The following is a 13,121-nucleotide window of genomic DNA, read 5'->3' on the forward strand; positions in this document are numbered from 1 at the left end:
GACGTCTCGCCCATCTCGCACAACTTCCCTCTGCTCATGATCAGCAACTGAGCAGAGTTCGCCAAATGAGGCGGTATGAGCGGAACAGCGCGAATGCCGCGACTTTCGCCGGGCAGGCGCGAAGCATCAGTTCAGTGACGGATTGCGGGGTGTAGCCGCCCGACTTGCCACTCGATGAAGATCTCCGCCGCATGCGAATGCCGGATCGGTTCGCCGACTCGGCCCGATGACTCGTAGCGCCATCTCTCAATTTTAGGGCGGGAAAATGGGTGACGTCCGTGCCGGCTGGTCAGCGCGATCTCGAGCTGATTTCTCTGGCTGACCAACGCGCCGTTCGTAATTGGCGGCCAGCTGCAACAAGCGCACCTTGATGAACGGGTCAGCTTGCTCGGCAAGTTCCCGCACGGTCCGCGCCCTCTCTCTACAAAACTCGTCGTCCATGACATCCTACCAGAAATTGTCTCGCTGATAATGCCAGTTGAGAAGCGGGACTGCATATGACCGAGGTTACACTGCAAGATATTTTCCCCCAGTCCCAGCCCTTGGAAGCAAGCGCTCGCCTCATTTAGCAACAAGGGTCGGCGTGTCCTTGCCCTTTCCGCCAGACGACTTTGCACGGGCAGGTCGTGTTCGGAGGAATGACCACTGTGAACCGCTCAGAAAGCGGCGAGGAGATCGCCCTTCAATGCTCCGCTCCTCTCCTCTGAGGCCTCCAGGTCCAGCACAGTGACAGGAGCCAAATCTGTCATGACATTATTGAGCAACAGATCACGCGGCAGGGCTTTCTTCATCCGGATGGCATTTTTGCTAAGTTAAGTGCCGCGCGCCTCGCCCCCGGTGCGGGTGACAGTTAAGGCAACCCTGCTTCATGCTGTTCGTCGACTGTGTCCGCGATTTCGCTCGGCGGCATCCGGGAGTCACGATGGTGGAAAGATCTGATCTGCCGGACCTTCAACAGTTCTGCAACGAGGTGGTGGACGCGTCTGATGATCCCAAAAAGATCGTGAATTTAGCCATCCGGCATGCGGAAGCGGTCATGACGTCGGTTCGTGGGACCGTTCTGTCACAACGAGTGGAAAGCCTCCTGAGTGGCCGTGCTAGGAACGCTCCTGACCAGGCAGAGCAAGCTGCCCTTTCTTTCTTATCAGACCCCTCGCCGAAGGGCCTAATACAAGTCCTAATGTCCCTCCGAGCAAGAAGAGGTACACGGCTGTTTCGGCCGGAGCTTTTCGAGGCTACCACTCAAACGCTGTCTCGCTGTCAAGCATTCAGCGAAATTCAAGCTAGCGCCGATATCATCAGAAACAGACGTCGCTTTTTGCCCCGGGCTCTTTACCAAAAATCTATCGGAAGCACCTTGCTGCTAAAGGGCTTGCAGTCACACTCAGCGATCGTACTCGATCACGGAGCCTTGCCTACACGCCATCTCTATGTTGCCCTGACAAGGGCTTCCAACAAACTCCTTGTATTATCCTCGCGCTAGAGAAGCGGCGTTGGACGAGATAAAATCGTACGCGTGACGTCTGCGCAGATGGCGCGCCTCACTCGGCGGCTTCAGCGGCCTGGTTTTTAAGCTCCGCGAACTTCGCGGCCATCGTCGGGTTAGACCGGGTCAGCTTCTTAATCGTCACGTCTTGCGCCTTGTCGTTCGCAAGGCGCAAGTTGCGGTCCGCGCCGATCAGCGCATCCTTTGTTTTCTGGAGATGATCGATGGACTTATCGATCTCAGTGATCGCCGTCTGGAAGTGCCTGGAGGCAAGATCGTAGTTCTTGGCGAACCCGTTCTTGAACGTCTCAAGCTGGTTTTCAAATTGTGTGATGTCGATGTTCTGCGCCTTAACGAACGCCAGCTCCGTCCTGTACTTCAGTGAGTTGAGAGAAGCATTCCGCAGAAGCGTGATCATGGGTAGAAAGAACTGCGGCCGGATGACATACATCTTCGGATAGCGATGGAAGACGTCGACGATGCCCGCGTTGTAGAGTTCGCTGTCAGGTTCGAGCAGTGAGACCAGGATAGCATATTCGCAGCCCTTCTCATTGCGATCCCGGTCGAGCTCCTTCAGAAAATCTTCATTCTTGCTCTTCGTCGCGGTTTTATCGCTCTCGTTCTTCATCTCGAACATGATCGAGATGATTTCGCTGCCGGCCTCGTCCGAGTCCCGAAAGATGTAATCACCCTTGCTGCCGGTCCGCGCGTCGTTGTCTTTCTCGAAATACGCTCGTGGAAAGGCCATCGATCGCACCCGGTTGAACTCGGTCTCGCAGTGCTGTTCGAGGGTCTCGCCAACCATCTTGGTCGACAGGCGGACCTTCATATCCTTTAGCCGTTCGATCGCGTCATCGCGATCCTTGAGCTGCGTTTCGTACTTGTCCTTGAGCGACTGTTCAGAGAGCTGCCTTTCAAGCTGTACCTGCTTGATGCCGTTTTTCAGCTCATCGCGCTCCTTTTCGATCGTGCCGACGGCCTCGGTCACGGCGAGCTTTTTCTCAAGCTCGACGCCTTGGAGCTTGGCCTTCAGCTCTCGGATTTCCTCTTCCTTGGCGGCGGAGACTTTGTGCAGCTCGCTGGCCAAAAGGGCCTCAGCAAGCTCTGAGGAAGCTTTCTTCTCGCGTTCAGCTTGCGCGAGCGCGTTCGCTAGCGTGTCACGCTCTTTTTCCACTGCACTAAGGGCTTCGGTGACGGCGAGCTTCTGAGTAACCTCACTCGCCTCAAGCTTGGACTTCAGTTCCTGGATTTCGGCATCCTTGGCGGCCGCGGTCTTCTGCAAATCGCTGCTGACCTTGGCCTTGGCCAATTCCACAGCGTTCTGCTTTTCCCGCTCGGCCAACTCCAGCCGTTCGTGCAGTTGTTTCTCAAAATCGCCGTCACGGACCTGCTTCAGAATCTCGGCATAGCCGGATTCGTCGACTTTGAAGGCCTTTTCACAGTGGGGACAGATGATCTCGTGCATTTTTCCTGTCCGAGGGGTTGGGGCGGCTGCTGTTGTCTAGAAAGCTTGGGGGGAACCCGGCCCAATCTGGCTGATCGGCTTTCTGATAGGCTCCCTTGCGCATGAGAACAAAATTAGAACTTGCCGCTTTGGACGGTCAAGCAATGCGCAACGTTTCCGGGCATTTTCCCCGGTTTTCCGATCGGGCGAGTTGGTTTGGCGGGCGTAGGGGAGAAAAGCTGCCCAAACGGAGGGCTCCGTCCTACCTAAGGAAAGGAAAACCAATTATCCTTTACTTACACGAATCGTAAGGAAAGGATAGCTTTCCTGGCTAATGCGACCGGAACCCGGCTGGGTACTTTCATCGAAAGCGCCGTGGGGGGCGAGGTCGTGCGCGCCTTCATGCCGCCCCCTCTCCCGCCGGTTCCGCCCATTGACCTGGTCAAGATCGTCGAGCTGCTGCATCGGGCGACGGCCGCCTTAGGCCGCCTGGACGGCGTGACCACCGTTCTACCAGCCCCGCCACTTTTCATCTACATGTACGTTCAGAAGGAAGCGGTCCTGTCGTCCCAGATCGAAGGCACGCAGTCCTCGCTTTCCGACCTCCTGCTCTTCGAAGCCGATGAACTTCCCCACGCTCCGATCGACGATGTCGAGGAAGTGTCGAGCTACGTGGCCGCCCTCAACCACGGCCTGCGCCGCCTGCGCACAGATAATTTTCCTCTGTCGCTGCGGCTGATCAGAGAGATTCACGGCGTACTGCTCCGCAACGGACGCGGAAGCACCAAACAGCCAGGCGAGTTTCGGCAATCCCAGAACTGGATCGGTGGAACGCGACCCGGGAACGCAACGTTTGTGCCCCCTCCCCCACATCTCGTCATGCAATGCCTTGATGAGCTGGAGCGCTTCCTTCATGCGGAGCATCAGGGCATTCCTCTCCTCATTAAAGCCGCTTTGGCGCACGTTCAATTTGAAACCATTCACCCATTCCTAGACGGCAACGGCCGTCTCGGCCGCCTGCTCATCACATTCCTTCTTTGTGAAGCGGGTGCCCTCAAAGAGCCTGTGCTCTATCTCAGCCTCTATTTCAAAACTCATCGAAAACGCTATTACGAGCTGCTTCAACGAGTCCGCGAGACCGGCGATTGGGAAAGCTGGATATCCTTCTTCCTTGAAGGCGTGATTGAAACCGCGACCCAGGCAACCGAAACCGCGCGCCAGCTATTGGAGCTGTTTGAAAAGGACCGGCGCGCCATATCCGCGCTTGGCCGGCCTGCGGCATCGACGCTGCGTGTGCATCAGCTTCTGCAGAAGCGCCCACTTCTATCGGTGCCGGCGACGACAAAAGAACTTGGTCTTTCGAAGCCTACTGTCGCCAAGGCGATGGAGCATCTGGAAAAACTCGGCATCGTCCGCGAAATCACCGCCAAGCAGAGGCGGCGGATATACGCCTACGTCCGCTACCTCGACATTCTCAATCAAGGCACCGAAGCGCCAGCATGAGACCATAACCACCAGCACGTCACCTTGGTCCAGCGCGGCGATGGCACGGGCGAGCTGTGGCCGATCGGCCCTCATACCGCTCATCTTTTCACTGAAGACCTTGACGGCGCCGGCAGCCTTTAGACTTGCCCAGCATGATCCTGCTCGGAGGTCGACACGCGGGCGTAGCCGTGTTTCACTGTCTGTAATTTGCAACAGACTGGTGCAACAGTCAAAGCGGTTACGAAGACTGATGACTACCAGTGTTGCAAGTTTTTGACTTGTGCAACAAGCTCGCCAGTGACTCACACATCATTCATCGTCGTGCGAGTCATCCTGATCCGATTCCAACTCCTCCTCGAGTGTTGGGATGAGCTCATCGTTCTCGCGAAGCGCTGAACGCTCGTTGGCATCTATAAACTTCACGGCCGTTACGGACTTGGCGGCTTCGAGTGCTTTGGACTGCAAAGCGCCATAGCCGCCCGAAGCCAGTTCGAAAAGAATCCAATCGTGATCGGCCATCCGGCAGCGCCTGCGCGACGCCGAGGCCATCCACAAGGCAACAAAGGGAGACCCAGATACTGGCCGTCATCGAATCCACGGTGGGAATGGTCGGCGACCTTCAGGCCATAGCTGGGAAAGCCATGCCAGAGATTCCAAGTTTGGAGGTGCGCTTGCTGGAAAGCGACAGCGAACTGGAGAGAAAGCTAGGATAGCACTGCAGCAGCTGGTGCTCCGGGGCCACAGGGCTAATCGCAGATGCTTATGTCAGTTTTCGGAGTCGATCGACCAGTTGAGCGTACCGGACGCCGCTTCCGCCGGAGAAGTGCCCGCACCACGCGGCAAGGAACTGTTTCTCTAAATCCAATCTCTTTTCGCGCCGTAGAATGATGGCAATGCGCCAGGGATAGTGCGGGGCCGGGACTTCGCCCATCTTCAGGTACTTGGAAAATGCGTCGGCAACGATGGCCGTCTACTCTCAGAGATTGTTATCGATTGCCTTCAGGTGGTGTCGGAATTCGCTTTCGCTTAGGGAAAGAAAAGCGGGCTCGGACGAGGCTTGATTCCAGCTTTCGCCGCTCGCGAGCATTCGCTCAATGACGGTATCCTGGTTGGCGGACAAAACAACGATCTCTTCGTGAGATAGCGGTGGCGTCTTCTCCATACAGTCGATGAGTACGCGCAGTGCATCAGAGTCCGCTTCACTCACCTTGGTTTCAGACATAGTGGGAGCCCCTCTAATCGGCACGATAATAAGGTACGCCAGATCAAATCGTATAATCGTAAATGCGATTTCACGATGATGGTGAGCTAACTCGTTGATAAGCCGCTGCGCCGCACGAAATCGGCCAAGCGTGCACCGACTTCAGGAAACAAAAACGATAGCGCAGGCATCCATTCTTGAGGCGGCGCGTACTTTGGATCTCCCTTGCGCAATTGGGTACGCATTACCTTACACCGTGAAGCCCACTTCCCGGTCGAATCTTGGCTTTTCAGCAACTCCTTGTGGCCCGCCACCTCGACAGCAAAAGCAAACGCAAGCAGGCTTTCCGGGTGCTTTTCGGCAGCCTGGTGCGCGCACTGTATCAACGTATCAAACTGCCATCCTACGCCGTGGCCCTTCAGGCCACTCAACACGGCATGCATCATACCCCTAAAGCAACTATCCCATGCCGGGCGGTCTGGCACGACGACGTGGCGCTCGGCAAGTTTCCCTTTGATAGCGAGCCAGCGATCCTGATGTCCCGGCCTTCCCTCCATCTGCCGGGTCATATTCTCCATCCAATAGGCAATGACTTCGTCACGCAACTGCCGGTCCAAAGCCTTCGCTTCTTCCGCCTCATAATCGAAATAGTAGGCGGCGCGTTGCTGCTCGATCTCCTTCTTGACCGCGCTAAAAGGAACCACGGCTTCCTGCCACTTGTCGCCGACGGAGCCGGCATTGCAGAACGGAACGCGGTAGTGGCATCGCAGGTGAAACTGCTTGGTTTCCTCCGACAAGCGAACCGTTTCCTCGTCGACGACAAAGACGTTTGAGTTATTGGAGAACAACAGGTCGTCAGTGGTCGTGCGCCTGTAGTCTTCCGAGAAACTCGCCAAAACCCAGATCAGGTGCGCTCCAACCTCGCGATAGAACATCCGACGACTGACCACGACATCCAGAAAGGTCGTCGATAGCTGGGCCTCAAAGGCAAACTGTCCTTCAGTCGAGGTCGCCTGCAGATCGGGCTTGCGCCAAGTCCGGGGATCGTCCGCCGCACTCCAACGTTTCTCTTGAACGATTGTCTCTGTGTCGAATGCCGGGTCGGCCCGCAAACTGCGTTCAATAAGCTGCTTGATGCGCTTGTGTGCTTCGCTTTCGCGCAGACCATGATACTTTCGCGCGCGGATTTCTTCTTCGCTTAACGCACCCCGCGTTATCGCGAGGCATGAGCCATCTTCTGTCTTATGGCGAAAGAAGAAGCGCTTGCGCATGTTGGCGACTAGGTGCACTGGCGTACCGCAAATCGCGCAAATATGCCGTGGCTGTCCCTTCTTCATCCGCTCGCGCATGGCGACACGCGCTTCCACCAATTCGCTGTAGCGGTGCGACGCTATGAACGTTGTTGCGCGCTGTACCTCACCTGAATTGAGGTCGATAACCTCTCGATCTCCGGGTCATTCACTCGCGCCGCGAAAGCGCGCGGTTCGATGATGACGTTATGGCCCTTGCGGATTCCGATGATCGCGCGCAGGTATTCCAATCTGATGCCGCGCAGCGTTCCGATCTGATCGCGCGCAGGTGAAGTACCCGATCGTTAAAGGCAATTGGCACTATCGTTAGCCCGTGGTCAAGCGGCTGCCGAAGAGATCGCGTCGCATGTTTGATGGTGTCGCTCGATGGAGCGAAGCTGACCGGACGCGCGCCCCCAACAGTGCCGTAGCGGCCGGTCAGCTTCGCGGGCTGCAGTCCCGGTCTTCATTGGCAGACCGCGTAATCAAGGCCGAGGAAGAACGGGCGGGCGACGCATGGAGTCACCGTTCAGTTCGAGCCTGTGAGCGTTGTGAAGCAGGCGATCGAGTATGGCATCAGCATAAGTTGGGTCGTTTATGAGCTCATGCCATTTGGCAATTGGAAGCTGGCTGGTGACGAGCGTCGACCGACGGCCGTAGCGATCTTCGAGGATTTCGAGCAGATGATGCCGCGCGTTGGCGTCGATGGCCTGGAGGCCCCAATCGTCCAAAATCAGGAGCTCGACGGCGGCGATGCTCTTCATCCGCGAGCTGAGTCGGCCGTCGCCCCGGGCAAGGTCCAGTTCTTCGAACAACCGCGGCAGCCGGGTGTAAAGTACCGAGTGGTTGTCCCGGCAGGCCTTGTGACCAAGTGCACAGCCAAGCCAACTTTTCCCGATGCCTGTCGGCCCGACAATGGCGCAATTCTCGTGGTTCTTGATCCAGTCTCCCTTGAGCAGCATGTCGAACAAGCGGCGGTCGAGCCTACGGGGGGCGCGGTAGTCGATATCCTCGGGCACGGCATGATGACGCAGCTTTGCCTTACGAAGGCGAAGCGCCAGGCGCCGGTTGTTACGCCAGGTCGCTTCATGGTCCAGCAGCAGCGCCAACCATTCGGCGTGAGCGAGGCCATGGACCTCCTCGTTGTCGGCAAGGCTCTTAAAGGCCTCGGCCATGCCGGTAAGGCCGAGCTGGGTAAGCAAGTGGAGCGTGGGGTGTGTCAGCATTTTCTTCCCTATTAGTGGTAATAGTCCGAGCCTCTGATGTTGGTGTGTAGGATCGGCTCGCGCTCGGGGGACGTGGGCGTTGCAACGCGATCGAGCCCCTTCTCGAGGATCGATTTGACGCTCGGGTAGTTGCGAGCCTGGATCTCAATTGCGCGCAGCGCGGCCGCCTCGAGGCGCTCGGCGCCAAAGCGCTTCTCAAGCCGGATGATCCCCAGGCACGAACGATAGCCCTGTTCGGGATGCGGCCGATCCTCGATGATCCGGTCGATCAGCAGGCGCAGCATCGGGCCGATCCGGCTTGCCTCGCTGCGGATCTTTGCCGGCGTCCACTCGCCATAGCGCCGGTGGCTGGAGGGCATGTGGGCGCTGATCGTCGTGTGCCGCCCGTTGCCGCTGCCGCGCATATGCGCGGCAATACGCTCGCCCCCCAGGAAGATTTCAATCGTTCGCGCACAGATCCGCGCTTCTACCTCGCGACGGGCGAAGCGATAGGGCACCGAGTAGTAGTGTCGTTCGACCTCGACGTGATAGTCGAGCCCGACCCGACATCGGCGCCATTCGGCATGGACCCACGGCTCGCCGGGAAGCGGTTTAAGATTCGGCGCGTCAATTTCCTCGAACAGCTGGCGCCGTGTGCGGCCATACTGGCGCAGCACCCGTCCGTCATTGAGCTTGGCCAGCCACTCGGCGATCGCACCGTTGAGTTCGGCCAGGCTGTAAAAAGTTCGGTTGCGCAGCCGCCCCAGCAGCCAGCGCTCGATGATTCCGACGCAGGCCTCAACCTTCGCCTTATCTCTCGGGCGACGCGGCCGTGCCGGCAAAATCGCCGTGCCGTAATGCTGCGCCATATCGCTGTAGCTGCGGTTGACCATAGGGTCATAGAGGCAGGCCTTGATCACCGCGACCTTGGCGTTGTCGGGCACCAGCAGTTGCGTCGCGCCGCCAAAAAAGCTGTAGGCCGCGTTATGTCCCGCGATCCAGTCGCCGAGCTGCTCGGTCCAGGTCGCCAGCGCGAACGACAAGCTGGATGCGCCCATGACCGCCACGAAGATGTGCGCGTCACGCACCTCGCCAGTCTTACGGTCAACCACCGGCACCGTGTCGCCGGCATAGTCGACAAACAATTTCTCGCCGCCGCCGTGGTGCTGGCGCATCACCTGCGGCAGCCGGCCTTCCCAATTGCGGAACAAGTCACAGAAGCGGCTGTACCGGTACCCGTCCGGATGCTCCGCAATGTACTCGTCCCACAGCACCTGCAGAGTCACATGCTTGCGCTTGAGCTCGCGGGCAACAACGGACCAGTCAGGCTCGGCCACCTTGCGGCGACCAGGCTTCACGCCAGGCACCCCGTACAGCAGTTGCTCCAGCTCGGCGTCGCTTGTCGCTTCCGGGACCGGCCATGCCAGACCCGCGCGCGCAAACCGCTTCAGCGTGTCACGTACCGTCGTCGGTCCGATGCCGACGCGCTCGCCAACCACGCGCGTCGAGAGCCCAGCCTCAAGGCTCAGCCTCACAATCTCGCGCACCTGGCGCATGATAACCCTCCTCGTTGGCATCCAATCCTCCCAGCTGCTTCCAGCCGGAGAATTGGCCCAACGATCGGGCTTCACACCATCCGAAACTGCGCGCGATCAAATCGGAATGCTGCGCGGAGAATGCTCGGAATGCTGCGCGCGATCATCTCGGAACCCTGCGCGCCATCAAGTCGGTACGGTGCGCACCATCATCTCGGAATCCGCAGGCCCTTAAAGGTCATTGGCGGGTGCCCAGGCAGGAGGTCGAACAGACGACAAGCTTGGCCGATTCGCTCGTAATATGGTTCAATGATCTGGCTGGCCACGACTTCACTAATCCAAGCTGCCTATAGGGAGTGAAAGATGATTCCCACTAGGAAGCCCATAATGCTCGTCCATTCATGCGACCAACTCTCGACAAACGGTCGTGCGAGACCGAGCCAAAACAAGAGGCTGGCGATGCCCACGATCATGGTGAGCAGGATGCTACCACGGATGAGCATTCGCTCCCGCGTCGTTCGCAGCAAAGCTGCCGCATCGTCATGAAGGGCCAACATGGCGACCCCGGTTTTGGCAGAAACCAGTACTATCGCCAGGATGACTGCTGACCAGAACCGGCCGTTTAGTGGAGTGAGGTGAGAGATCAGCCACCCCGCCGGTAAAACGAAAATTGACTTAAACAGGCCGTCCGCTGCTCCGTCGAACTTACTGGTCCACCATCGAAGCAGCGCATTGGGAACCTCTTCGGGGCTTCGCTTAAATTGGGTCAGAAAGCAGCCACCTATTGCGGAGCCAAATGCGAAAGAGCCGAAGAATGCGGCTGCTATAGAGTATTCTCGTGCTTCAGAAATAAGTGCGATCGCAAATAGGACCATCGTGTAAAATGCGCTGACCGTCGCCATGCCCCACGATGGACCGTCTTCGATCCTGTGTGGGTTCATCTCGGTCCACTTCTTGGCAGGGATGAGGAAAGCGGCAAGTATGCCCAGGAATAAGAGGTTATTGGCAAAAGGACTCATAGATTGCAGCCCCCGCGAGCCTTCGTAATAGGCAAAGCTGTATCAACTATAGCGAGTATGTCCGCCCTACTATTACTCGCAAGAACATTCTGGCGATAGGCCGCGCTTAAGGGTCAATGCCATGGCGATGTCCGTCGTGCCCCGGCTCTGATACGCTTCAATGCGAACTGTGCCAGTGCGGCCAATACGTCCCAATTCCCCGACCAGGGAACACGCGCCAACCAGCGTCGGCTGGATACGCTAGTGCCATAGCCACGCCACGATACCGACGATGAGGATGGCCGCGACGATCGCCTGCCATCCCTTGGCGTCGAAGTCGAAGCCGGGACCTTTGAATTTCAGTTGATGGTCGGACATACAGCTCTCCATTGAAAACCTTGAGAGCCGGTGGGATTCCTTTGTCGGGGTTTCGGAGCTGATCCGCAACGCACTAATCGGTTATGCACGTTTCCCACAGGCAGCTGTGCGAATCCCGGTTTTCGTCAGTTCTTCCAGTGAGTTGTGAATCTCTATCCCCGCTATATACAAGATTTTCCAACACCCGCCGCTGAACACGTCAGCGAGCACCGGCTGGCACATTCCGCACGTGCTGCATCGTCAGCACCTCGTGCGCTTTCCCGTCTTCCCAGCTCATCGTAAGCCAGTTGGTGGAGGTCGGATACGATATGACAATTCTGGCTGGTCGGTACTTTGCCCCCTGTAAGAAGGGATGCTTGCTGACATCGAGCGGTTCCAGCAGTAACACGAAAACCAGGCCCATGATGCTGAGCGCCAGAGCTTCGATATCGTCTTGCGCATTGGTGAGTGGCTGCAACTGAAAGCGCGACTGGTTCAGCAGCGTATCGCCCGTGTTCATTACACAATAGAGCCCGGCCCCGTCGGGCCAGTGACGCGGATCGTCGAGCATGTCCAGTATCGCCGCGTCCCGCGAGAACGTGCCGGATAGCCGCTCCCGCCCCCTTGCAAGATTCTTCGAGACGGCAGCCGCTTTGGCCGTTTTCAACAGCCAGCGCTCAATGTCGTGCTCCGACACCAGGGCATGCCTCATTCCCGCGTCGTGCTCAAGATACGATTTCAGTGACGCAAAGAGATACTGTGCCGCATCGTCGAGCGGATGTAGCGCGCTGTTGTGCTTGGTGCAAAGGCAGTTGGTCCGCAGGCTTTGGGACGCCAGTATCTTGGTCTCGTCCGGCGCAAGCCATGGCAGGCCGGCAACCGAGAATTCACCGTCCCCTTTTAACACCCGGATGACCGACTCTGAGATGATGTGTTCGCTGGATATTGGGGCAACACAAGACCCTAATTCCTTCATGTAACACTTGGCGACACTCGATGACGGCGGAAGCGACCTTAGCCCGAGAGTGGCGGCGGGCTTGTGCCAGTCTTTGCCGTTAAAGCAGCAATGGCGGGCGGTCTTCTGCGAACCGCACGGACAGGGGCCGTTTAAAACCGCTTCTCGCCTTCGCTTCCGCTCGCCCATCACTTACCCGCATGTTACGCCGCCTCAAACTTGTTTGTCGCATCTCCTCAGCACTACGGGTCAAATGCCGCACCTATCTTGGGTAGGGGACGGGTGGTAGTTGGCGTCAAGCCACTTCATGCTGTACGCCGATCAGACCGGGCCTTCCTGCGGCGCCGCCGCGACCTGCGACGGCGATCGCAGGGAGCAGCATGTGGCTTAGCGGCATCCAACGCATGCGCATGGAGTTCGTTGGACGAGGGATCGATGGTTGATTGGGGCCGCTCTCTTTGATCGGCGACCGCCCTTTCGAGTGCAGACAGGAATTGCCGCCCCTCTTGTGTGATTTCCCAGCCGAGAGCATCACGAATGACAAACTTCGCCGAAAAGATATTCAGATCCGGCGCATGTTCGGCCAACCGCTTCATGCGATCGGTCCAGTCGCGGCCGCTGTTCATCAGGATCTCCACGGCGCGCCGGACTTCGGCAACAGAGGCCCGCCCGGTGGACTGACCGGCCAGCACTTTCAGGACGGTCAGCTGGAAGGACACTTGCCGTGCCTCCGATGGGCTGTGTGGTGCAGTTCCCCTACAATGGATCAAGGCTTGGGGCGCATCGTCAACAGGATGGCGCCGTTAACCTCAACTATATTGGCTAACCCGGCGCCGGCGTCCTCAAATCGCTCGCCGGCTCATGCGCGAGGAGTCCTCGAGCGGGCACGCTATCAGCACGCCGCAGGCTCGTATCGTCCATAACGGACGAACTCGCCTCGGTGAGCTCGTTTTAGAATCGACAGCACAAGCTTTGCGTCGGCCGGTGCAGCAAGTTGCTACAAGGACATGCGCGGCGTACACCTCCTGGCCCGCTGGGCAGGAGTGTACGGTTCGGACCATTCATGGCACCGAGGATATTGTGTCAGGTCCACACTGCTCCAAGGCGGGCAGAATCCGGAACCGCTGTGGCACCGGCGAGCAATGCCTTGATTGAAGCCGCCACGG

General features: G+C 58.1%; 12 protein-coding genes. 1 reads left to right on the forward strand and 11 read right to left on the reverse strand.

The features are described from left to right. Positions 1-252: 252 nt before the first annotated feature. The 3 genes from J2R76_RS18270 to J2R76_RS18275 all read right to left on the reverse strand — a co-directional run bounded on the left by J2R76_RS18270 (position 253) and on the right by J2R76_RS18275 (position 2,951). Positions 253-441 (reverse strand): hypothetical protein, encoded by a 189-nt coding sequence (locus J2R76_RS18270; RefSeq protein WP_253624458.1) that lies wholly within the window; start codon positions 439-441, stop codon positions 253-255. Between the two features lie 215 nt (positions 442-656). After that, entirely contained in the window at positions 657-791 is a 135-nt protein-coding gene (locus J2R76_RS40665; protein WP_256521019.1) for a hypothetical protein, read from the reverse strand. A gap of 750 nt (positions 792-1,541) precedes the next feature. Then, positions 1,542-2,951, reverse strand: coding sequence for a DUF2130 domain-containing protein (locus J2R76_RS18275; protein WP_253624459.1), 1,410 nt, complete (start codon positions 2,949-2,951; stop codon positions 1,542-1,544). A gap of 381 nt (positions 2,952-3,332) precedes the next feature. On the opposite strand from J2R76_RS18275, the gene J2R76_RS18280 reads away from it, so the two are divergent. Beyond that, on the forward strand, positions 3,333-4,433 hold the full coding sequence (locus J2R76_RS18280; RefSeq protein ID WP_253626029.1) for a Fic family protein: 1,101 nt from the start codon (positions 3,333-3,335) through the stop codon (positions 4,431-4,433). A 291-nt stretch (positions 4,434-4,724) separates the two neighbouring features. Here the strand turns inward: J2R76_RS18280 and J2R76_RS18285 are convergent, their stop codons facing one another. The 8 genes from J2R76_RS18285 to J2R76_RS18320 form a co-directional block, all read right to left on the reverse strand. Further along, positions 4,725-4,934: a hypothetical protein gene (locus J2R76_RS18285; RefSeq protein WP_253624460.1), complete on the reverse strand. Its 210-nt coding sequence runs from the start codon at positions 4,932-4,934 to the stop codon at positions 4,725-4,727. 457 nt (positions 4,935-5,391) lie between these two features. Then, the gene (locus J2R76_RS18290; RefSeq protein ID WP_253624461.1) at positions 5,392-5,637 is read right to left on the reverse strand and encodes a hypothetical protein; all 246 of its coding nucleotides are present in this window, start codon (positions 5,635-5,637) and stop codon (positions 5,392-5,394) included. Between the two features lie 86 nt (positions 5,638-5,723). Then, positions 5,724-6,965: a DUF6035 family protein gene (locus tag J2R76_RS18295; protein ID WP_253624462.1), complete on the reverse strand. Its 1,242-nt coding sequence runs from the start codon at positions 6,963-6,965 to the stop codon at positions 5,724-5,726. 425 nt (positions 6,966-7,390) lie between these two features. Continuing rightward, on the reverse strand, positions 7,391-8,131 hold the full coding sequence (gene istB, locus J2R76_RS18300; RefSeq protein WP_253624463.1) for an IS21-like element helper ATPase IstB: 741 nt from the start codon (positions 8,129-8,131) through the stop codon (positions 7,391-7,393). A gap of 11 nt (positions 8,132-8,142) precedes the next feature. Then, positions 8,143-9,666, reverse strand: coding sequence for an IS21 family transposase (istA, locus tag J2R76_RS18305; protein ID WP_253624464.1), 1,524 nt, complete (start codon positions 9,664-9,666; stop codon positions 8,143-8,145). A gap of 326 nt (positions 9,667-9,992) precedes the next feature. Then, complete coding sequence (locus J2R76_RS18310; RefSeq protein ID WP_253624465.1) at positions 9,993-10,664, reverse strand: hypothetical protein; 672 nt, start codon at positions 10,662-10,664, stop codon at positions 9,993-9,995. A 556-nt stretch (positions 10,665-11,220) separates the two neighbouring features. Continuing rightward, entirely contained in the window at positions 11,221-11,976 is a 756-nt protein-coding gene (locus J2R76_RS18315) for a hypothetical protein (protein WP_253624466.1), read from the reverse strand. Between the two features lie 284 nt (positions 11,977-12,260). Then, positions 12,261-12,674 carry a hypothetical protein gene (locus J2R76_RS18320; protein WP_253624467.1) on the reverse strand — a complete coding sequence of 138 codons (414 nt, stop codon included), beginning with the start codon at positions 12,672-12,674 and terminating at the stop codon, positions 12,261-12,263. Between the last annotated feature and the right edge of the window lie 447 nt (positions 12,675-13,121).

The sequence above is a fragment of the Bradyrhizobium sp. USDA 4532 genome (genome assembly GCF_024171315.1).
Classification (GTDB): Bacteria; Pseudomonadota; Alphaproteobacteria; order Rhizobiales; family Xanthobacteraceae; genus Bradyrhizobium; species Bradyrhizobium australafricanum.

Excerpts from the sequence above, each read along its gene's own strand:
- J2R76_RS18270 (WP_253624458.1), bottom strand. The coding sequence starts at position 441 with ATGGACGACGAGTTTTGTAGAGAGAGGGCGCGGACCGTGCGGGAACTT.
- J2R76_RS40665 (WP_256521019.1), bottom strand. The coding sequence starts at position 791 with ATGAAGAAAGCCCTGCCGCGTGATCTGTTGCTCAATAATGTCATGACA.
- J2R76_RS18275 (WP_253624459.1), bottom strand. The coding sequence starts at position 2,951 with ATGCACGAGATCATCTGTCCCCACTGTGAAAAGGCCTTCAAAGTCGAC.
- J2R76_RS18280 (WP_253626029.1), top strand. The coding sequence starts at position 3,333 with ATGCCGCCCCCTCTCCCGCCGGTTCCGCCCATTGACCTGGTCAAGATC.
- J2R76_RS18285 (WP_253624460.1), bottom strand. The coding sequence starts at position 4,934 with ATGGCCGATCACGATTGGATTCTTTTCGAACTGGCTTCGGGCGGCTAT.
- J2R76_RS18290 (WP_253624461.1), bottom strand. The coding sequence starts at position 5,637 with ATGTCTGAAACCAAGGTGAGTGAAGCGGACTCTGATGCACTGCGCGTA.
- J2R76_RS18295 (WP_253624462.1), bottom strand. The coding sequence starts at position 6,965 with ATGCGCGAGCGGATGAAGAAGGGACAGCCACGGCATATTTGCGCGATT.
- istB (WP_253624463.1), bottom strand. The coding sequence starts at position 8,131 with ATGCTGACACACCCCACGCTCCACTTGCTTACCCAGCTCGGCCTTACC.
- istA (WP_253624464.1), bottom strand. The coding sequence starts at position 9,666 with ATGCGCCAGGTGCGCGAGATTGTGAGGCTGAGCCTTGAGGCTGGGCTC.
- J2R76_RS18310 (WP_253624465.1), bottom strand. The coding sequence starts at position 10,664 with ATGAGTCCTTTTGCCAATAACCTCTTATTCCTGGGCATACTTGCCGCT.
- J2R76_RS18315 (WP_253624466.1), bottom strand. The coding sequence starts at position 11,976 with ATGAAGGAATTAGGGTCTTGTGTTGCCCCAATATCCAGCGAACACATC.